At 35.5% G+C, this 21363-nt stretch carries 23 protein-coding genes; 19 read left to right on the top strand and 4 right to left on the bottom strand.

Translation table 11 applies throughout. The features are described from left to right. The first annotated feature begins 2 nt into the window (after nucleotides 1–2). The 8 genes from C8D70_RS17360 (at nucleotide 3) to C8D70_RS17325 (ending at nucleotide 7327) form a co-directional block, all read left to right on the top strand. Nucleotides 3–368: a DoxX family protein gene (locus C8D70_RS17360; protein WP_076594911.1), complete on the top strand. Its 366-nt coding sequence runs from the start codon at nucleotides 3–5 to the stop codon at nucleotides 366–368. After that, a complete protein-coding gene (locus tag C8D70_RS17355) occupies nucleotides 365–874 on the top strand; it encodes a hypothetical protein (RefSeq protein ID WP_076594910.1) in 510 nt (169 codons plus the stop codon). The genes C8D70_RS17360 and C8D70_RS17355 overlap by 4 nt, the downstream gene beginning before the upstream one ends. Further along, the gene (locus C8D70_RS17350) at nucleotides 875–1585 is read left to right on the top strand and encodes an NRDE family protein (RefSeq protein ID WP_110368141.1); all 711 of its coding nucleotides are present in this window, start codon (nucleotides 875–877) and stop codon (nucleotides 1583–1585) included. Beyond that, nucleotides 1560–2612, top strand: coding sequence for a D-alanine--D-alanine ligase (locus C8D70_RS17345; protein ID WP_110368140.1), 1053 nt, complete (start codon nucleotides 1560–1562; stop codon nucleotides 2610–2612). Before C8D70_RS17350 ends, C8D70_RS17345 begins: the two co-directional genes overlap by 26 nt. 51 nt (nucleotides 2613–2663) lie before the next feature. Further along, entirely contained in the window at nucleotides 2664–4742 is a 2079-nt protein-coding gene (locus C8D70_RS17340) for a protein-disulfide reductase DsbD family protein (protein ID WP_110368139.1), read from the top strand. A gap of 288 nt (nucleotides 4743–5030) precedes the next feature. Next, nucleotides 5031–5555, top strand: coding sequence for a biopolymer transporter ExbD (locus C8D70_RS17335; protein ID WP_076594906.1), 525 nt, complete (start codon nucleotides 5031–5033; stop codon nucleotides 5553–5555). 111 nt (nucleotides 5556–5666) lie between these two features. Continuing rightward, a complete protein-coding gene (locus C8D70_RS17330) occupies nucleotides 5667–6449 on the top strand; it encodes an alpha/beta fold hydrolase (RefSeq protein WP_110368138.1) in 783 nt (260 codons plus the stop codon). Nucleotides 6450–6520: 71 nt separating this feature from the next. Beyond that, a complete protein-coding gene (locus C8D70_RS17325; protein ID WP_076594905.1) occupies nucleotides 6521–7327 on the top strand; it encodes a patatin-like phospholipase family protein in 807 nt (268 codons plus the stop codon). A 64-nt stretch (nucleotides 7328–7391) separates the two neighbouring features. Here C8D70_RS17325 and C8D70_RS17320 read toward each other — a convergent pair whose 3' ends face one another. After that, nucleotides 7392–8396: a DHH family phosphoesterase gene (locus C8D70_RS17320; protein ID WP_076594904.1), complete on the bottom strand. Its 1005-nt coding sequence runs from the start codon at nucleotides 8394–8396 to the stop codon at nucleotides 7392–7394. A 235-nt stretch (nucleotides 8397–8631) separates the two neighbouring features. Here C8D70_RS17320 and rpmH point away from each other — a divergent pair, with 235 nt between their 5' ends. Beyond that, a complete protein-coding gene (rpmH, locus tag C8D70_RS17315) occupies nucleotides 8632–8790 on the top strand; it encodes a 50S ribosomal protein L34 (protein WP_002976260.1) in 159 nt (52 codons plus the stop codon). 153 nt (nucleotides 8791–8943) lie between these two features. Then, the gene (locus C8D70_RS17310) at nucleotides 8944–9654 is read left to right on the top strand and encodes a cell division ATP-binding protein FtsE (RefSeq protein WP_076594903.1); all 711 of its coding nucleotides are present in this window, start codon (nucleotides 8944–8946) and stop codon (nucleotides 9652–9654) included. An 18-nt stretch (nucleotides 9655–9672) separates the two neighbouring features. On the opposite strand, the gene C8D70_RS17305 is transcribed toward C8D70_RS17310, so the two are convergent. From C8D70_RS17305 to C8D70_RS17295, 3 genes are read right to left on the bottom strand one after another with little or no spacing between them, the layout of a single operon-like run. Next, complete coding sequence (locus tag C8D70_RS17305; protein WP_110368137.1) at nucleotides 9673–10365, bottom strand: tRNA1(Val) (adenine(37)-N6)-methyltransferase; 693 nt, start codon at nucleotides 10363–10365, stop codon at nucleotides 9673–9675. Then, nucleotides 10365–11819: a sensor histidine kinase gene (locus C8D70_RS17300; RefSeq protein WP_076594901.1), complete on the bottom strand. Its 1455-nt coding sequence runs from the start codon at nucleotides 11817–11819 to the stop codon at nucleotides 10365–10367. Before C8D70_RS17300 ends, C8D70_RS17305 begins: the two co-directional genes overlap by 1 nt. A 1-nt stretch (nucleotide 11820) precedes the next feature. Continuing rightward, nucleotides 11821–12405, bottom strand: a complete 585-nt coding sequence (locus C8D70_RS17295; RefSeq protein ID WP_047435612.1) for a riboflavin synthase — start codon at nucleotides 12403–12405, stop codon at nucleotides 11821–11823. 48 nt (nucleotides 12406–12453) lie between these two features. On the opposite strand from C8D70_RS17295, the gene pdxA reads away from it, so the two are divergent. From pdxA to C8D70_RS17250, 9 genes are all read left to right on the top strand, one after another. Then, nucleotides 12454–13545, top strand: a complete 1092-nt coding sequence (gene pdxA, locus C8D70_RS17290; RefSeq protein ID WP_110368136.1) for a 4-hydroxythreonine-4-phosphate dehydrogenase PdxA — start codon at nucleotides 12454–12456, stop codon at nucleotides 13543–13545. Nucleotides 13546–13629: 84 nt separating this feature from the next. Beyond that, complete coding sequence (locus C8D70_RS17285; RefSeq protein ID WP_110368135.1) at nucleotides 13630–14157, top strand: YceD family protein; 528 nt, start codon at nucleotides 13630–13632, stop codon at nucleotides 14155–14157. 67 nt (nucleotides 14158–14224) lie between these two features. Beyond that, entirely contained in the window at nucleotides 14225–14428 is a 204-nt protein-coding gene (gene rpmF / locus C8D70_RS17280) for a 50S ribosomal protein L32 (protein ID WP_002976251.1), read from the top strand. Between the two features lie 127 nt (nucleotides 14429–14555). Beyond that, complete coding sequence (gene accB, locus C8D70_RS17275) at nucleotides 14556–15041, top strand: acetyl-CoA carboxylase biotin carboxyl carrier protein (RefSeq protein WP_076594898.1); 486 nt, start codon at nucleotides 14556–14558, stop codon at nucleotides 15039–15041. 84 nt (nucleotides 15042–15125) lie between these two features. Next, a complete protein-coding gene (gene accC, locus C8D70_RS17270; RefSeq protein ID WP_034692971.1) occupies nucleotides 15126–16481 on the top strand; it encodes an acetyl-CoA carboxylase biotin carboxylase subunit in 1356 nt (451 codons plus the stop codon). A gap of 324 nt (nucleotides 16482–16805) precedes the next feature. Next, the gene (rocD, locus tag C8D70_RS17265) at nucleotides 16806–18053 is read left to right on the top strand and encodes an ornithine--oxo-acid transaminase (protein ID WP_076594897.1); all 1248 of its coding nucleotides are present in this window, start codon (nucleotides 16806–16808) and stop codon (nucleotides 18051–18053) included. A gap of 380 nt (nucleotides 18054–18433) precedes the next feature. After that, on the top strand, nucleotides 18434–19180 hold the full coding sequence (locus C8D70_RS17260; RefSeq protein ID WP_076594896.1) for a glycosyltransferase family 2 protein: 747 nt from the start codon (nucleotides 18434–18436) through the stop codon (nucleotides 19178–19180). 4 nt (nucleotides 19181–19184) lie between these two features. Beyond that, on the top strand, nucleotides 19185–20171 hold the full coding sequence (locus tag C8D70_RS17255; RefSeq protein ID WP_110368134.1) for a hypothetical protein: 987 nt from the start codon (nucleotides 19185–19187) through the stop codon (nucleotides 20169–20171). 3 nt (nucleotides 20172–20174) lie between these two features. After that, on the top strand, nucleotides 20175–21362 hold the full coding sequence (locus C8D70_RS17250) for a glycosyltransferase family 4 protein (RefSeq protein ID WP_076594894.1): 1188 nt from the start codon (nucleotides 20175–20177) through the stop codon (nucleotides 21360–21362). Nucleotide 21363 lies beyond the last annotated feature (1 nt).

Below are 21363 nucleotides of genomic sequence, written 5' to 3'. Positions count from 1 at the left end.
TTATGAAAAACTATATCAATTGGGCATTACGGTTAATTCCCGCCATCATTCTACTCCAGACTCTATTTTTCAAATTTACTGCTCATCCTGATTCGGTTGCTATTTTTTCAAAACTACATGCAGAACCGTACGGAAGGATTTTTTCCGGAATTTTAGAACTTATTACAGCAATATTAATTCTGAATCCAAAAACCACTTTTTGGGGAGCCGTTTTAGGATTCTTCACAATGATAGGAGCTATAGCATCACACATTTTTATTTTAGGAATTGCAACCAATAATGATGGCGGAAAATTATTTTATCTTGCTCTCATCGTTTTTGTCTTTTGTGTGATTCTTTTACTTAAATTAAAAAAAAATAAAGTATGAACAGAGACGAGTCGGTTTATGCCATCTTACGCGAGATTCTTACCGGGCAACAAGAGCTTTTGCAAAAAATTTCTACTGAAATATATACTCATAAAATCCCATCTTTAGACGATTCTACCATTGGTGGTCATACGAGGCATATTATTGAGTTTCTTGAAATTTTACTGAACTCTTACCATATGAGTCAAATTAATTATGATGGAAGACAAAGAAATCTGGAATTAGAAGAAAACCCGGAAAAGGCAATGAAAGTAATTACTGAAATACTTTCTGCCATCGATCTGCCGAATAAAAATTTGACTTTGAAGCAAATTGCAGGAAATATTTCTGTAGAAATTCCCACCAATTTTTATCGGGAACTGCTGTACAACATAGAGCACTGCATTCATCATCAGGCATTGATAAAGGTAGCTTTTAAAGAGATTAAAATGAGTCATTTACTCCATAAAAATTTCGGAATTGCGCCTTCTACCATTCAATACAGAGAAACTCAAAATCTAACCTAAATGTGTACCGTAACCTATTTTCCACATAAAGACAAAATCGTACTGACCTCTAACAGGGACGAAAAGCCCAATCGTGCTGCCCAGAAAATCCATCAGGAAAAAGGTCTTTTTTATCCGAAAGATACCGCCAAAAACGGAACCTGGTTTGTGGTTTCAGAAAGCGGAAATGCTATCGTTTTACTAAACGGCGCTTTTGAAAATCATCAAAGAGAAACAGAATACAGGAAAAGCAGAGGCCTCATTGTTCTAGATTTAATAGCACAAGAAAATATAACCAGTGCCTTACAACTGATTCAGTTGTTAAATATTGAACCTTTTACACTGGTTATTGTACAGAAAAATCAATTGGCAGAATTTCGTTGGGACGGCTCGGAAAAACATTTTAAATGGTTAAACATTAACCGTCCTTATATTTGGTCTTCCGCTACTTTGTATGATGAAACTGCAAGAGAAGAAAGAAAACAGATTTTTCAGGAATTTCTGCGGAAAGAAACAATTTCAGAAGAAACAATCTGGAGTTTTCATCATCAGAAAACCAATGATCTGGAAAACGGAATTACCATAAAAAGGCAAAATACGATACAAACCATCAGTACGACACAGGTTGTAATTTCCGAAGAAATTACAATGAAGCATTATGACCGGCTCAACCCACTTTCAAAACCTGAAAAAATTCTCCTTAAAAATGAAACTCAAACATCAACTTCATAAAATTGTACATTGGGAATACTGGTCCACATTTTCCATTTATCTGCCGCTTTTTCCAGTATGGCTTTACTGTGCATGGAAAGCAAGAACGCTCTTGTTCTTCCATGGGGCTAATCCTTCTATAAAATATGGAGGTATGGCTATGGAAAGCAAAAAAGAAATCTATGATTTGATTCCCAAAGATTGGATTCCGAAAACTATTTTAGTATCTTCAGAGATCTCATTTCAGGAAATTATATCTGAGTTACAATTAAAAAAAATAGAATTTCCCATTATTGTAAAGCCCAATATTGGTTTGAAAGGTTTAGGGGTTACACAGCTTGAAGATTTAAATGAATTAAATAATTATCAAAAAAACAATAATTATGATTTTTTGATTCAGGAAAAAATAAATTATCAAAATGAGGTTGGCATTTTTTATCACAGATTTCCTAACGAGAGCAAAGGAAAAATTACAGGAATGGTGAAAAAAGAATTTCTTTCTGTAAAAGGAAATGGCAAAAATACCTTGAGAGAACTGGTGATGGGAAACCCCAGAAGTGCCTTTCAGATCAAAGCCATAGAACAAAAAATGGGCAGCGAGATGCAGAAAATTCTTCCCGAAAATGAAGAGATTATGCTGATTCCGTTCGGAAGCCACACCAGAGGAGCCAAATTTATTGATATTTCAACCGAGGTTACGGAAAAGTTAGAGAAAAAAATAAATGAAATCTGCACCAAAGTGAATGGTTTTTATTTCGGAAGATTAGATGTAATGTATGAAAATCCAATTTTTTTGCAGGAAGGGGAAAATTTTAAAATCATAGAAATAAATGGTGCTAAAAGTGAGCCTACGCATATGTACGACCCGAAGCACTCTTTATTTTTTGCATGGAAAGAAATTGCAAGACATTGGAAAATAATGGCAGAAATCAGCAGAAAAAATCATGAAACAGGTTTCCCTCACTTAGATGTAATAGAAGGGCTTATGGCTCTAAAAAACAATTTGAAAATAGAAAAAAAGCTGAGAAAAGTTTCACTAATTGATTAATCTATAAAAAACAATTACTTTTGTATAACAGTATTTACCTAAAATAAAAATATGAGACTCTCTTCGATTCATAAACTTTCGTTTCTCTTTTTCTTTTTTATTACTCTTAGTTTTTCTGCACAGATCAAGAATCCTGTAAAGTTTAAATTCACCATCAACGATCTGGGAAACAATCAATACGAAGCGGTATTGAATGCTACCATGGAAAGCGGATGGCATATTTACTCTAAAGATTTACCGGAAGATACCGGAATTCCGACAGAATATAAAGTTACAGGAAAGAATATTGAATTGATCGGAAAATTTTCCGAAGTGGGTAAAAAACATGAAGAATTTTCCGAAGCATTTGGAGGTACCATTGTTTTCTACTCCAATTCGGCTGGATTTAAGCAGAAATTTAAATTAAAAGATCCTACCAAGCCTGCAGATGTCACTTCTGAGATTACCTATCAGACTTGTGATGACAGAGTCTGTCTTGCTCCCAACACATTAGAATTCAATCAAAAAGTTACCCCAAAAGGGGCAACGGAAGTGGTTTCAACCGAGGAAACAGCAGCCCCTGTAAAAGATTCTGTGAAAGTTTCCGAGACCGTTACTGAAAATCCTGCAAAAACAGAAGCTACGATTACAGAGACATCAAAACTGGATCCAAAGCAGCTGAAAATTGCAACCATCGATTTCAAAAAACCATTAACAGATTGTGGGACTGCTTCTACTAAAGTGGATGAAAATTACTGGACGTATTTATTCTTAGGATTTATCGGAGGATTAATTGCTTTGCTTACGCCATGCGTTTTCCCGATGATTCCACTAACGGTTTCTTTCTTTACCAAAGGAAATAAAAACAAAGCAAAAGGAAAAAGAGATGCGCTGATCTATGGGTTTTTCATTCTTCTGATCTTTGTTTTACTAAGTATTCCTTTCCACATTATTGATGGTATTGCCGGAAATATCTTCAACGAAATTTCTACAAGCGTATGGCTGAACATTGCGTTCTTTATCATATTCATCTTCTTTGCCGGAAGTTTCTTCGGGTATTATGATATCACACTGCCAAGTTCAATTGCCAACAAATCTTCGAAGGCAGAAGAGGCAGGAGGAATTATCGGTATTTTCTTCATGGCATTAACGCTGGTGATTGTTTCTTTCTCATGTACAGGACCTATTTTAGGAAGTTTATTAGGAAGCGCTGTCACAGGTTCATCCAATGTTCCTATGCTGCTGACCTTTGCTTTGGCAGGATTCGGGCTGGCATGGGCGATTATTTTTGGATTGCTGGCGTTATTCCCGCAGGCATTACAAAGTCTTCCGAAATCCGGAGGATGGATGAATACGGTAAAAGTTGTTTTAGGATTTGTAGAATTGGCTTTGGCTTTAAAATTCTTGTCTAAAGCAGATCTTGTCTCCAAAACATTTTTCTTAAAAAGAGAGCTTTTTATTGCCATCTGGATCATTATTGCATTAGGGTTAGCATTATATTTACTAGGATTCATCAGATTCCCGCATGATGATAAAAAACCTAAAATTTCTGTCACAAGAAAGATATTAGGGGTATTGGGTATTGGTTTTGTGATTTACCTTATTCAAGGTTTAATTCCGTCTGAGCGTCCTAAACTTCAGTTATTAAGCGGAATTTTGCCTCCACTGAATGTAAGTTATTTCCATGATGAAAAAGACGGAATTTTAGGAATGCATCCGGAACACGACTTCTTCAAAGCAATAGAACTGGCTAAAAAAGAAGACAAGCCAATCCTGATCGACTTTACAGGATACGGATGTGAAAACTGTAGAAAAATGGAGGAATTTGTATGGAGCGAACCGGACATCTTGCCAATCCTACAGAATGATGTTGTATTAGCATCTCTGTATGTGGATGACAAAGAAGAGCTTCCTGAAGATCAAAAAACAAAAATCGATCTTGGAGACGGTCAGATCAAAAAGGTAAAAACAATTGGGGACAGATGGAGTTTATTCCAGCAGGTTAACTTTAACAATAACTCTCAGCCTCACTATGTTTTAATAACTCCGGACGGAAAAGTAATCAATACACCTGTTTCAGGATATATGCCTAAAGAGGACTTCAAAAAATTCCTTGAATGCGGAGTGAATTTCTATAAAAAGAATAAATAAATTATTCACATATCATTTAAAACTCGCACTTTATCGTGTGAGTTTTTTTATTGGATCTTGAGCTTATTCCATACATATTTACTATATGTCCCGCAGATAAAAAAACTTAAAAAAACACCACCATGATTAACCGATTATAAAAAATGTATTAAAAGAAACAGAAATGTTTAAAATAAATTACAAAACTATCAATAGATTCATGAATTTATAGATTTATCAATAATCAAGGCATATGTTTTGTATGAATTCTTTAAAAAAATTATAGTCTAACATTCAAAAATTTTAATCATGGCAGAAGTAATTGCACAAGAGAAACAGGGCAGCAAACAAAAGAAAAAAATGATCCGGGTAGACATGACTCCTATGGTAGATCTGGGATTCTTATTGATCACTTTCTTTATGTTCACAACTAATTTTACAAAACCTAACGTAATGGATTTAGGGTTACCAGCAAAAGATCCAAATCCTCATCCTACGGATATTCCCGTAATTGGGGATCAAAACCAGATTACATTTATCCTTGGGAAAGACAACCGGGTATTTTATCATCAGAGTAATCAGAAAGATCTGAATACAGAAAACCTTAAGGAAACCGATTTCAGTGGAATCAAAATTTCAAAGATTATTGCCGATGCCTATAAGAAAGCTCCGGCTCCTAACAAATTCACAGTTATTGTAAAGCCGACAGATGAAGCCAGTTACAAAAATTTTGTAGATATGCTGGACAACCTTGCTATTTCTAAAAAGGAAAGATATGGGGTAACAGACATTAAGCCCTGGGAAACAAAGATTTACAAGGAATTAGTTCAATAAAAGACAAGGGCATTTTTTTAAATGCTCTTTTTTTGATTAAATTTGAAAGGAGAAACGGATCGGCAGCATCTCACCTGCTGTATTATTTTTAACCTTCTAAATTTTGGAATCATGCTGAACTTTGAAAGAAAAGGAAACGGAAAAGAAACTTTGGTACTTCTTCACGGGTTTATGGAAAATCTATCCATCTGGAGTGATATGGAATCTCATCTTTCCAAAGATTTTTCATTACTCAAAATTGATCTTCCCGGACACGGTCAGTCTGAAATTTTAGCTGAAGTTCATACCATGGAATTAATGGCTGAAGAAGTAAAAAAAGTTCTGGATCATCAGCATGTAGAAAAAGTGCATCTTCTGGGGCATTCTATGGGAGGATATACGTCACTTGCTTTTGCAGAAAAATATCCCGGCTCTTTAAAAAGTCTCACTTTATTTTTCTCTACTTACTTTGCGGATGATGAAGAGAAAAAGCAGCAGCGTATTAAAAGCTATAGAATCATTAAAGATGCATTTGCCCATTATGCAAGAGCCGGAGTTCCTAATTTATTTAATCCCAATGAAAGAGATATTCTGGAAGGGAAAATTGAAATTGCTCTTGAAACCGCCCTTTCCACCAACAATATGGGAGCACTTGCCTGTGTAAAAGGCATGGTGGAAAGAACCGACAAAAAACATGTACTGGAAAATCTGGAAGCTAAAATATTAGTACTGGCAGGCAAGCACGACAATGCCGTAAAAACAGATATGATGATCAAACATCTTCCGGACAGAACAAATATCAAGTCTTACATTCTGGACTGCGGACATAACGGACATTGGGAAAAACCCGGTATCTGTGCAGAAATCATCAACACAGAACTTCTTCACAATCTTCCAAAAAAACTGGTTTTATAAAACAGGTTACCTGACAAATTAAACCGTGCATAACAAAAAATCCTGTATATTAGTAGAGGATAATTTTGGTAATGGCTTTATTTTCATTCAAAAAAAAGAAACCACCGGCACCACCGGTTATCGGGCTTACACTTTCAGGCGGAGGAATGCGTGGGATTGCTCACATTGCTGTTCTGAAAGCCCTGGAAGAATATCATCTGAAACCGCACATAATCTCAGGAACAAGTGCAGGCTCTATCATTGGCGCTTTTTATTCTTTTGGAAAAACGCCGGACGAAATGATGGAAATTGTAAAACAGACTTCTTTTTTCTCCAGATCATCCTTAAAATTGTCAAAAAACGGAATTTTCAGCTCTAATTTTATTTTAAAACTGTTCAAAGATTATTTTCCGGAAGACAATTTCAGCATTTTAAAAATTCCTATGTATGTAGCTGCAACAGAAATGACTCATGGCATCGTAGATTTCTTTTCTGAAGGAGAACTTTTTGGGCCATTACTGGCATCTTCCAGTGTCCCATTCATTCTTCCTCCGGTAAGAATTGGAGAGAAAATTTATGTGGATGGCGGCGTTCTTGATAATCTTCCTATTGAACCTATCCTGGATAAATGTAATTTCCTGATTGCTTCTCATGTTAATTCCATCAGCTATGATGAATTAAACAAAATGAGCCTGATGAAGGAATTTGACAGAATCCTTCACTTAGCCATTGCAAAGTCTGTGTATTCTAAAGCGAAATACTGTAATATATTTTTAGATCCTCCCAAAATGACGAAATACAGTCTTTTCAACAAAAGATATATGGATGAAATATTTCAACAGGTTTACGATTATACCTGCCAGGAATTGGAAGAAAAAGGATTCCGGAAAAAGATGTAGGAGTTTTGAGATAAAAAGGATTTAAAACCTATTTACCTTCTCACAATTTATTCTTTTTGCGCTTCTATAAGGCATCTTCTTTTACCTTTTCTTTAAAGTTTACTATTGTTCCGGCTAAAGAATCTAAAGATTTTCCTCCGGCTGCATTAATGTGTCCGCCGCCGTTGAAATATTTTCTTGAGAATTGGTTCACATCCACATCATCCTTACTTCTGAAAGAAATTTTAACGAAATCTTCGTACAAATCTTCCATAAAGAATGCAGACATTTTTACACCGGCAATACTCAAACCATAATTTACAAAGCCTTCTGTATCTCCTTTCTGGAAACCAAATTCTTTCAGTTCATTTCTTGTCAGGCTTAAAATGGCTACTGTTCCGTCATTCACCACTTCTATTCTTCCCAGAACCAAAGCCAGTAAATGCAGTCGGGAAACCGTATTGGTATCCCATGTATTGGAAGTAATCATAGCAGGATCTGCGCCGTGTTCAATAAGATTAGCAATAATTCTGTGCGTAGTAGCACTGGTGGAACGAAAACGGAATCCTCCTGTATCTGTCATTATTCCGGTATAAAGACATTCTGCCATATCCTGGTTCACCAGTTTTTCATCATTCATTGCTTCAATAAAATGATAAATCATCTGTGAAGTGGCAGGAATTACTGTATCGGAATAAACAAAATCAAATTGTTCCGGCTGCTGGTGATGATCAATAAGGATTTTCTTTCCGGGAGCTTTTATTAGCCAGTCTCCCAACAATCCGATTCTTGACGGAGAATTAAAATCCAGGCAGAAAATAACATCTGCTCCGGCAATCATATCCGCAGCAAGCTTTCTTTTATATTCTGCAATAATAACTTTTTTAGATTCCGGCATCCATTTCAGAAATTTCGGAAAATCATTAGGTACGATAACCTCTGCATGAATTCCTTTGGCTTTCAGATAATGTTTCAATCCTAAACTTGAACCAATAGCATCTCCATCCGGATTATAATGGGTAAGAATCACTATTCTGCTCTCCTGGGTAAGTAATGTATTGATATCTGAAAGTTCTGTTGGTGTAAACATCCGGTGTTTATTTTTCGTTAAAATTAAAGTTTTCAAAGATAGAGCTTTTATATAAATCATTTAAATATTATTTTTGCACCGGAAAACGGTTTTCCCGTGAGGGTTTGTAAATACCCAACCGAAAAACAATAAATTTTATTTTAAAAAAAGATAATTAAAGTTTGTAACTTATAAAAATTTATATATCTTTGCAACCTGAAAATTAATAGATTAATTACGATTTAAACATATAGTAATGAGTAAAAGAACATTCCAGCCATCAGAAAGAAAGAGAAGAAACAAACATGGTTTCAGAGAAAGAATGTCTACGCCAAATGGAAGAAGAGTTTTGGCTGCGAGAAGAGCTAAAGGCAGAAAGAGATTAACTGTAAGTGCTGCACGCGCTAAGAGATAATTTCTAATTATCATATACAAAACATGCTTGAGAAGTTCCTTTTCAGGCATTTTTTGTTGTTAAAATTTACTAAAATTTAGGCTGAATCAACATCTTTTTTCTATTTTTAAAAGTTGAAATATTTTTACAAGAAACAGCCTTTAAAATTAAATTATGCCACATACCAATATCTCCGGAGACAATATTATAAGTTTACAACACGCAAAGATTGCGCAAAAAAACTTCACTGTTCTTTCTGATGTAAATCTTAACATTAAAAAAGGGAGATTCTGCTACCTTATCGGAAAAACAGGTTCCGGAAAAAGTTCCCTTCTGAAAACGCTTTACGGACACATTCCGTTGGCATCAGGACACGGAGCTGTTGTTGGATTTGATCTGGCAAAACTAAAGCCGTCCGATATCCCAAACTTAAGAAGAAAACTAGGAATTGTATTTCAGGATTTCCAGCTGCTTTCAGACAGAACGGTTGAAAAAAACCTGAAGTTTGTTCTTGAAGCAACAGGATGGAATGACAAAGTAAAAATGGAAGATCGCATCAACGAGGTTTTAGGAAGCGTGAACATGAAAAGTAAGAAGCACAAAATGCCTCATGAGCTTTCTGGAGGAGAACAGCAGCGTATTGCCATCGCAAGAGCTCTTCTTAACCACCCGGATCTTATCTTAGCGGATGAGCCGACAGGAAACCTTGATCCTGAAACTTCCAATGAAATTATGACGCTATTAAAGCAGGTTGCCCTTGAAAATGGTGCTGCAGTAGTAATGGCAACCCATGATTATCACATGATTCAGAACTTCCCGGGTGAAGCGATCAGATGTGAGGACGGAAAAGTTTCAGTATTGGATACTTCAGAATTATTTGAATAATAATTATTCTCAACCGCCTTACTTAAAGACATGAAACTCCTTCGTGAGTTCAAGATATTGGTCCGAGTATTGTCTCGGACTTTTTTCTATGATAAAATCAGATTCCCTGATTTCTTTTTCATGTGACGAAAACTCAAGAATCAATCTTTTTGCCTTTGCATTTTCAATTCCCCTGATATTAATTTTTCTGTTCAGATGCAGACTGTTTTCTTTACCTACTGAAACAAAAACCTCTCCTGCTTCCACCGGTATGATTACAGAAAAGATTCCGTTTTCAGACAATAATTCTGCCGCATTACTGATTAGCTGTCTAAAGTTGAGCTCTACAGTCTGACGTGCAATCTTATCTTTTTCAGATCCTGATTCTTCAAAATACGGAGGATTGGACACAATAAGATCAAACCGGTCTTTCGTTTCAAAAGTTTTAAAATCCTGATGAGCGTTTTTCAACCTGGCATGAAAAGGAGAATTTTCAAAATTGAGTTGGGTAAGTTTTACTGCTTCTTCATTAATATCCAATCCTAAAAAGTATGCCTGTGAATTTCTTTGTGCCAGCATAAGAGAAATTAATCCGGTTCCTGTTCCCACTTCCAAAACATTGGAAGCATTTTCAATGTCAGCCAAAGCTCCAAGCAGAACTCCGTCTGTTCCTACACGGAAAACGTCTTTAGACTGCTGAATTTCAAATTGTTTAAATGTAAAGGCTTTCACTATAAATTGGTAGGTAGTGTAATAATGAATGTAGACCCCTTCCCTACTTCTGATTTCACAGAGATCTCACCTTTATAATCCTCGATCATTTTTCTCACCATAGACAAACCAAGCCCCATCCCACTGCTTTTAGATGTAAAATTCGGTTCGAAAATTCTTTCGTACATATTTTCAGGAATCCCGATTCCGTTATCCTGAACAGAGATAATCACTCTTCTCTGGTGCTGTTCCACATCTACATTGATGATCAGTTTTCTCTGGTCACTTTCTGCCTGTTTTGCATTGGTAACAAGGTTTGTGATAATTCTGGAAAGATAAATCCTGTCCATATTAATCATAATATTCGTCTTGTTGGCATGCATGAAAATACTGTCATCATTGAATACACGGAGAATATCTTCAACTTCAGTATTCAGATTGATCACTTCATTATTTTTTTCAGGAAGTTTGGCAAATTCTGAGAATGCGGAAGCTACTGTAGCAATAAGATCAATCTGATCCACAATAGTTTTACTCATTTGCTTTACTCTTTCTCTGATATTCGGATCTTCAGGATCAAATTTTCTTTCAAAATTCTGAATGGTCAGCTTCATTGGCGTCAATGGATTTTTCACCTCATGCGCCACCTGTTTGGCCATTTCTCTCCAAGCTTCTTCCGATGCTTTGAATCTAAGTCTTTCTTTCTGGTCCTGAATCTGTAAAATCATCCTGTTATAAGCCCTGGCCAAAGCATTAAGCTCATCATTCTTATAATATCTGATAGGACGCATTTCGTTTTCAAACAAGGTAATACGGGTAATCATATCAGAAAACTTGGTGATGGTTTTTGCAAGACTGTTAGACGTCACCCAACTGATCCAGATACTGAAAAGAATAAGGAATATATCGACTAAAAGAATATATTTTACATATTGATGAAGAACCTCAAGATAAGCAGATTCATTATGGTATAAAGGGATATAAACAATTCCGATGGGTTCAAGCTCATTGTTTTTAAGCAAAAGGTAGGAAGAGGTAAGTTTAGCATCCTTAGCAGCATCATAATTGACCATATCTACTCTTGCATCAGTAGAGAGGATCTTATTAACGATTTCCAGAGGAATTGTTTTCTGCTCCACCAATCCTTCATCTTTGTTGGAAAGCAAATAGTTTCCTTTCAGATCATAAATAAAAATGTCATGCTGGTTGATATCCGCTATTTCAAAGATTTTATTCCCCAAAACCTCCGGAAGATCTTTTGTTTCTATAAGTTTCTGGCTTACGGCATAGTCCAGATATCGCATTACAGCATTGGTTTTATCCTGCATATCGATATTACTCTGCTGTAAAGAATGATTTCTCAATACAAAGTAAGGAACAAGTGATGTAGCAACCACGCTTAAAAAACATACCAGCAGGAAACCGAAAAACACACGATTCCTTAAACTATATCCTTTATACTTATTTATTGACATTCTACTTTTTAATTAACCTAGCAATATACTTACCAATGATATCAAATTCCAGGTTTACTTTATCACCAATTTTCAAATGTTTCATATTCGTAAATTCCCAGGTATAAGGAATAATAGCTACGGAAAACTGATTATCTTCACTTTTAGCAACAGTAAGACTGATTCCGTTTACCGTAATAGAACCCTGAGGTACCGTTACAAAAGTTCCGTCATTTTCATATTTCATGGTAATAAAATAGCTTCCGTCTTTATTTTCGATACTCACCACTTCACCGGTTTTATCAACATGTCCCTGAACAATATGGCCATCCAGTCTTCCATCCATCTTCATGCATCTCTCAAGATTTACAACAGTTCCCAGTTCCCATTTTCCAAGGTTCGTTTTTTCCAATGTTTCATTGATCGCTGTAACTACATAATGATTGTCTTTTATCTCAACAACGGTAAGGCAGCAGCCGTTGTGCGCAAGACTCTGATCAATTTTCAGTTCGTTTGTAAAAGGGCATGTGAGGGTAAAATCTATATTGCTTCCTTTTTCTTCAATCTTCTCAATAACACCAACTGCTTCAATAATTCCTGTGAACATATTATTTTTTGCTAAATTTGTAAATTATAATCTTCAAAGATAATCAAAATGAGCCCAAAAAACCATAAAGTACGAGTAGGAATTTCAATCGGTGATTTCAACGGCATCGGTCCGGAGATCATCATGAAGTCTCTGAAAGACAAAACTATTACAGATTTTTTCACGCCTGTAATTTTTGGCTCGGGAAAATTATTCACTTATCAGAAAAATATTTTTAAGCTGAATCTTAATTTCAACTACGTTAACGAAGCTTCACAGGCTCAGGCAGGGAAACTTAATATGGTTAACCTTACCAAAGAAAATGTGAATGTAGAATTAGGAGTTCCTACTGAAGAATCCACCAAAATGGCGATTGATTCTTTAGAAGCAGCTACTGAAGCTTTGATGAAAGGAGATATTGACGTATTGGTAACCGCTCCCATCAACAAGGATGAAATGGTAAAAATGGGCTTTAAGCATGCCGGACATACAGGGTATTTTGAAGAGAAATTCAATAAAAAGGGACTGATGTTCCTTGTCACTGAAGAGCTTAAAGTAGCCGTTTCCACGCATCATATTCCTATTGCTCAGATAGCAGAAAATATTTCCAAAGAAAAGATAAAGAAACAGATCAGAGTATTAAATCAAACGTTAATAGAGGATTTCTGCATTCAAAAACCTAAAATTGCCGTATTAGGATTAAATCCTCACGCAGGAGACGGCGGCGTCATTGGTCATGAAGAAATTGAAATCATCAGCCCGGCCATCAAAGAACTTTCTGACAACGGAATACTGGCATTCGGCCCTTTCCCTGCAGACAGTTTTTTCCAGCCGATTAAATACAAAAATTTCGATGCTGTGTTAGCAATGTATCACGATCAGGGGCTGGCTCCTTTTAAAACATTAGCCTATGAAGAAGGAGTAAATTATACTGCCGGACTTCCTTTTATCAGAACATCTCCGGATCATGGAGTTGCCTACGATATTGCAGGAAAAAATGTGGCCGATGAGCAGAGTTTTACAGAAGCTATCTTCACAGCGATCAAGGTCTTCAAAAACAGAAGTGAATACACCGAACTGATGAACAACCGCCTTCAGCCTAGAAAAATGGCTGTAGACAACGGAATAGATGAAGATCTACCGGAGGAAACTGAAGCATAAATCTTTAAAACAAATTTTAAATTAATTTGTTTCAGATTTTATTTGTTATTATAAAAAAAATGCATATTTTTGCACACTCATTTTATGGACAAGTTAAGAAACTATGACGTAAGCTTTTCCGGACTTAAAAACGGAAGACACGAGTTCAAGTTTGAGATAGATAAAACGTTCTTTCAATTATTTGACACTGAGCAGGAATTTACAAATCCTAGAATAGAAGTGAATGTATCACTTGATAAACACACTACTTTTTTAGAATTTGAGATTAAGATTAATGGATGGGTTGAATTGGTTTGTGACATCACAAATGAAAATTTCGACTATCCTATTGAGAATGAAATCAAAATTTTGGTGAATTTCGGGGAAGAATATGATGACAGCAATGAAGATGTCATTACCATTCCTACCGCAGAGCATGCTTTCAATGTAGCACATTTGATTTATGAAAATGTAATGCTTTCTATCCCGATGAAAAAGATTTCACCCAATGTAAGTAATGATGATCTTAAAATTCTTGACCAGTTCAGTCCAAAAGATATTGACGTAACTGAAGAAGAACATGAAAGTGACCCTAGATGGGATGCTTTAAGAAAATTAAAAGACAATAATTAAATAGAATAATTTAAATATGATGAGATGATGAATCTCATCGCTCATCAATTAAAAAAGTTATTAGAAAATGGCACATCCAAAGAGAAGACAGTCGTCTACAAGAAGAGATAAGAGAAGAACTCACTACAAAGCTGTAGTTCCTCAATTAGCTAAAGATGCAACAACAGGAGAGCTTCACCTATACCACAGAGCTCACTGGCATGAAGGAAAATTGTACTACAGAGGTAAAGTAGTATTGGAAAAAGAAGTAGCTGCTACTGAAGAAAACTAAGAGTCGCTTTTCGCTGAAAAAGCCTCATTTTAATACAAAAACCGCCCAATTTTGATAAAATTTGGCGGTTTTTTGTTGTTTTTTACGTTTTTTTGGTATCTTTGGCATCAAATCAAATATCAAATTTATGGACATTAAAGACATACAAAATCTTATCAAGTTTGTATCTAAGGCTGAAGTATCAGAAGTGAAGTACAAAACTAAAGATTTCGAAATCACTATTAAAACTCCATTAGCTGGAAGCGATGCTGTTTATGCACAACCTGCAGTATACCACACTGCACCTCAAGCAGTAGCTGCTCCTGCACCTGCTGCAACTCCTGCTGCTGCACCTGCTGCTGAAAAAGCTGAAGCGGCATCTGATGACAGCAAATATGTAACGATTAAGTCTCCAATGATCGGTACTTTCTATAGAAAGCCATCTCCTGATAAAGACGTATTTGTAAATGTAGGTGACGAAGTTTCTGTTGGTAAAGTAGTTTGCGTTATTGAAGCAATGAAACTTTTCAATCAGATTGAATCTGAAATCAGCGGAAAAATCGTTAAGATTTTAGTTGATGACGCTACTCCTGTAGAATACGACCAACCTTTATTCTTAGTAGACCCATCTTAATTAAAATATTGATTAATGATGATTGATAATTGATGATAAAGTCAATTTCAAATTTCAAATTTTCAAATTTCAAATCGTATTAAGATGTTCAAAAAAATATTAATAGCCAATCGTGGCGAAATTGCAATGCGTATTTTACGTACTTGTAAAGAAATGGGGATCAAAACCGTTGCAGTATACTCTACTGCTGATAAAGACAGTCTTCACGTAAGATTTGCTGACGAAGCGGTATGCATTGGCCCTGCTATGAGTAAAGACTCATATCTTAAAATCCCTAACATTATTGCTGCTGCGGAAATTACCAATGCGGACGCTATTCACCCAGGTTACGGATTTTTATCTGAAAATGCTAACTTCTCAAGAATCTGTCAGAAGAACGGTATCAAATTTATTGGTGCATCCCCTGAGCAGATTGAAAAAATGGGAGATAAAGCAAACGCTAAGGCTACCATGAAAGCAGCAGGTGTACCATGTGTACCAGGTTCTGACGGGTTGATCGAATCTTACGAACACGCTGTAAAAGTAGCTGAAGAAACAGGTTACCCTGTAATGATCAAAGCTACTGCTGGTGGTGGAGGTAAAGGGATGAGAGCTGTTTGGAAAGCTGAAGACCTTAAAGATCACTGGGAATCTGCCATTCAGGAAGCTGTAGCGGCCTTTGGAAACGGAGGTATGTACATGGAAAAACTGATTGAAGAGCCTAGACACATCGAAATTCAGGTTGCGGGTGACCAATTCGGTAAAGCTTGCCACCTTTCTGAAAGAGACTGTTCTGTACAGAGAAGAAATCAGAAATTAACGGAAGAAACACCTTCTCCGTTTATGACTGACGAACTTCGTGAGAAAATGGGTGACGCTGCTGTAAAGGCTGCAGAATTCATCGGATATGAAGGAGTGGGAACTATTGAATTTCTTGTAGACAAACACAGAAATTTCTATTTCATGGAAATGAATACAAGAATCCAGGTAGAACATCCTATTACTGAGCAGGTAATTGATTATGACCTGATCAGAGAACAAATTCTTCTTGCGGCCGGAACTCCTATTTCAGGAATCAACTACTACCCTAAATTACACTCCATCGAGTGTAGAATCAACGCAGAAGATCCTTATGCAGACTTCAGACCGTCTCCGGGAAAAATTACAGGATTAAATATCCCTGGCGGACACGGAATCAGAGTAGATACTCACGTATATTCCGGATATACAATCCCTTCTAATTACGACTCTATGATTGCTAAGCTTATCACTACTGCTCAAACGCGTGAGGAAGCAATTGCAAAAATGAGACGTGCGCTTGAAGAATTCTATATTGAAGGAGTAAAAACAACGATTCCTTTCCACAGACAACTGATGGATAATGAAGATTACCTTTCAGGAAACTACACTACAAAATTCATGGAGGATTTTGTAATGGATAGAAAATATGATAATCACTAAGATTATTTTTTAATAAAAATGAAACTGCCTCAAAAAGAGGCAGTTTTTATTTTAACCTGTAAATTTTAAATTTTTAATGCAAAGCACGAAGCAGTTCTAACCGTGTTTTATTGCCGAGGAATGAATAAAAATTAATAAACAAACTGAAAATAAAATTTCACCCTTATAAAGATATATTACCTATAACAGTCTGTCAACAGGGAAAATATTTTCTAATCCTCCATTATTCCACCCTAAAATCTACTTCAATTTTCCCCTCAAACGTCACTTGGTAATTGTTTATACATATCATTAATATTGTGTAAATTTGTAAAAAACAACAATATGTCAACAGCAGAACAAACAAAAAACTCACAGTATTTTATTGACCTTGAAGACAAACATGGAGCGCATAACTATCATCCGCTTCCAGTGGTTCTGGACCGCGGAGAAGGTGTCTTCGTTTGGGACGTGGAAGGTAAAAAGTACTATGATTTTCTTTCAGCATATTCTGCTGTGAACCAAGGACATTCTCATCCTAAAATTGTAGGCGCTTTAGTGGAGCAGGCCCAAAAGCTGGCTTTAACTTCAAGAGCTTTCTACAACTCTAAATTAGGAGAGTACGAACAGAAAATAACGACTCTTTTCGGGTTTGACAAGGTTTTACCAATGAACTCCGGAGCAGAAGCTGTGGAAACTGCCGTAAAATTAGCCAGAAAGTGGAGTTATGAAGTAAAAGGAATTGCAGAAAATGCAGCGAAAATTATCGTTTGTGAAAACAATTTCCACGGAAGAACAACCACTATTGTTTCTTTCTCTAATGATCCTGATGCCAACCAGAACTACGGACCTTTTACACCAGGATTTATCAAAATTCCTTATAATGATATCGCAGCATTAGAAGAAGTTCTAAACAGAGAAGCTGGAAATATTGCAGCATTCCTTGTAGAGCCTATTCAGGGAGAAGCCGGAGTGTATGTTCCGGATGAAAACTTCCTTAAAAACGCTTCTGAACTATGTAAAAAATACAATGTTCTTTTCATTGCTGACGAAGTTCAGACGGGTATCGCAAGAACAGGAAGATTGATTGCCTGCCACCATGAAAATGTACAACCGGATATCCTGATCTTAGGAAAGGCACTTTCCGGAGGTATGTATCCTGTATCTGCTGTTTTAGCGAACGACAACATCATGAATGTTATTAAACCGGGACAGCATGGCTCCACGTTCGGAGGAAACCCTATCGCTTGTGCCGTAGCAGTAGCAGCATTGGATGTAGTAGCTGACGAAAAACTATCTGAAAGAGCAGAAGAACTAGGGAAACTTTTCAGAGCTGAAATTAACAAGCTTATTGAAAAAACAGATCTTATTACCAAAGTAAGAGGAAAAGGTCTTCTAAACGCTATTCTGATCAATGATACGCCTGAAAGTTCTACCGCATGGAATCTTTGCTTACAATTAAAGGAAAATGGACTTCTGGCAAAACCTACCCATGGCAATATCATCAGATTAGCTCCACCATTGGTCATTACTGAAGAACAACTGCTGGACTGCGTGAAGATTATCGAAAGGACTATTCTTGAGTATAAATAAACGGATATTCATCGGTTATTTCAACACGATCAATATTTTAACTGTTGATTCCGGAAAATATTAATGGGTATGGCAGTCAACAGTCATACCTTTAATGTATCATCAATACGTGTATTACACCATCAGAGGTTACTTTAAAAACATAAAAAAATCATATTTTTTCACTTTTTAAAAATTTAGGAATTGTATTTGCTATATACATCCGGCTACAATAAAGTGTATTCTTCAAAGGTGGTATTTTTCGGAATCTGCATAATAGAGATAAATGACAAAGATTCGTCTATAAAATTCAAATTTAAACTTATCTTTGAAAGATTAAAACTATTTAGAATGACCTTAGGAGAGATAATACATATTTCCTTATCAAACAAATCGTTGTGATGAATATAAGTGGTTTGATCATAACATATAATGAAGAAAAAAATATACAGGATATCCTTGAGTCTTTCGATTTCTGTGATGAAATAATAGTGATAGACTCTTTTAGTACGGATAAAACTGTAGAAATTGCGAAAAAATTCGCGCATGTAAAGGTGATTCAGAATAAATTTGAGGATTTTACAAAGCAAAGAAATTTGGCTCTTGATCATGCAACCAACGACTGGGTTTTATTTTTGGATGGTGATGAAAGAATTACTCCGGCACTGAAGCAGGAAATTATTGCAGAGCTTAACAAACCCGGGCAAAAGGATGCCTACTATTTTTACAGGAAATTCTTTTTTGCCCAGAAACCAATTCATTTTTCAGGAACACAGTCTGACAAAAATTTCAGGCTGTTCAGAAAATCGAAGGCCAGATATATGGCAGGAAAAAAAGTACATGAAACTCTTGAGGTAAACGGAACCATCGGGATTTTAAAAAATAAATTACTCCATTACTCCGTTTCAGATTATGAATCTTACAGAAAAAAAATGATTCACTACGGAATTTTAAAGGGGAAAGAACTGGCTGCTAAAGGAAAAAAATACAGTGTTGGGGTTCAATATCTTAAAACTGCTTTTAAATTTTTTAAAGCCTATATAATGAGATTAGGTATTTTAGACGGAAAAGAAGGCTATCAGTTATCCTACCTGCAATCTTTAAGCGTTTACGAAACCTATGAATCATTAAAAAAAGAGCAAAATTAGTTGAATGAAGATTTGTATCATTAGTTATGATTTTTGGAATTATGATAAGTATATTGTTGAAACATTATGCAAAAGAGGTATTGATGCTCATCATATAAAGATCAGTACTGTTACTCATTCCAATTTCAACGAAAGAGCCGTAAATGCTTTAAGTAAAACTTTTTTAAATAAAAATCTTAAGACTGAAAAAAGACAGAAATACGTTCTGGATTCTCTGAAAAAATTAGGACATCAGGATCAGATCCTGGTGATGAATCCGGATACATTTGACCTTTCTACGCTTAAAAAAATCCGAAAATCTACAGACCGTATGGTCACCTATCTTTATGATAATCTTGAAAGAGTTCCGGTGGAAGACAAACTGTATCTTTTTGACAAAGTCTTTTCCTTTGACTATATTGATGTCGAAAAGCACGGATTCGAAAAATTAACCAATTACATTTACCTTCCGTACTGTCCACAAGAAAACCAACAGCCTGAAATGGATCTTTTCTACATCACCTCTTATGATAACAGAAGAGTCTCACTTATAAAATTACTGGCTAAAAAGCTTATTGAACAGGGATTAAAATTCCAGATTATGATTATTGGAAAAAAATCATGGAAACATCAGCTGACCAATATTTTCATGACAGTACCTAAAAATCTTTTCCTGATTTTCAGTATTAAAAAAATTCCGCATAACGATCTTCCAAAATATTATAAAAATTCAAAAGTTCTGCTGGATCTGATGCGTGAAGGGCAATATGGTCTCAGCTTCAGAGTTTTTGAAGCCATATCTCTGGAAAAGAAAATTATTACTGATAATGAAGCCATTAAAACCTATGATTTTTACAATCCCAATAATATTTTGATTTTAAACAAAAATATTAGTAATCTTGACAAATCTTTTTTTGAAAAACCTTACGAGAAAATTCCGGAAGAAATCTACCACAGATACACTTTGGATTGTTGGGTGAATAAAGTTTTTGAACTTGATACTAAAAACTGACAAATGGGAATCTTAAAAAAAATAAAAAAACACTTCGAAAGAAAAGAAAAACTTAAATATCTTCAGTCTAAAGATATAGTCAACATTAATCTGTATGACGCTTCCCAAAAAACAATCCTGTTTGCATCAAGAGATTTCCCTGCCCATGATAAAGAATCCGGGGCTAACAGACTGAAAGAACTTATATTTATTTACAAAGAATTAGGATACAACTGCATTTTATTTGCTCCCCATATGTTTGAAGATGATTCTTATGTGAAGTTTTATCAGCAGCACAATATTATCGTTTATACAGAGAATAATAAGTACAGAAATATCTATGATTTCCTGTCTTCTTTTAAAAAGATAGATTACGTTTGGCTTAACGGCCCTCTGGCTCTGAATCTTTTTTATAAAAAAATGAAAACCATTTTACCTTCTGCCAAATTTATTTATGATATGGTGGATATTCATTTTTTAAGGTTTAAAAGAGCCATAGAACTGGAACCGACGCGTATTTCATTAAAGAAAAATTACAAACATTTTTTCCGCCTGGAAACAGTTGTTGCACCGCAACTGGATTATATAATTGCCATATCTGATAAGGAAAAAGAAATTATGAGCCAGTATGCAGATAAAAATAAGATCATTACGGTATCTAATATTCATTATCCAAAAATTGATATTTCTGAAAGAAAAAATTTCATTGATAGTAAAGGTATTACCTTCATAGGATCTATTCACGAACCGAATATTGATGCGGTAAAGTTTTTATATGAAAAAATAATGCCCATTGTCTGGAAAACCAATCCTGAGATTGAGGTAAGCATCATCGGAAATGTTTCAGAAAAGCTGGATCTTAAATTATATCCTAAGTTTAATTTTTTAGGCTTTGTGGAAAGCATTGAAGAGCATTTTATGAATTCAAAAATTATGGTAGCTCCTCTAAGATTTGGAGCTGGGGTAAAAGGAAAAATCGGGCAGGCTTTTGAATACTTTTTCCCTGTGGTTACCACGGATATTGGGGCAGAAGGAATGATGCTTACCGATAAAAAGAATGTACTGATTGCCAATGACGAAACCCGTTTCGCAGAGGCTATTATTCAGCTGAATAATAATGAAGATCTTTGGAATACATTAAGCAGAAATTCTGTAGACAGCCTGAAAGTATTTTCACCTGAAGAAGTAAAAGAAAAACTTAAAACACTATAAT

The sequence above is a fragment of the Chryseobacterium sp. CBTAP 102 genome (assembly GCF_003201365.1).
In the GTDB taxonomy this organism is placed as follows: domain Bacteria; phylum Bacteroidota; class Bacteroidia; order Flavobacteriales; family Weeksellaceae; genus Chryseobacterium; species Chryseobacterium candidae.
Note: the sequence above shows the minus strand (reverse complement) of the source record. Positions and strands in the feature narration are given on the sequence as shown.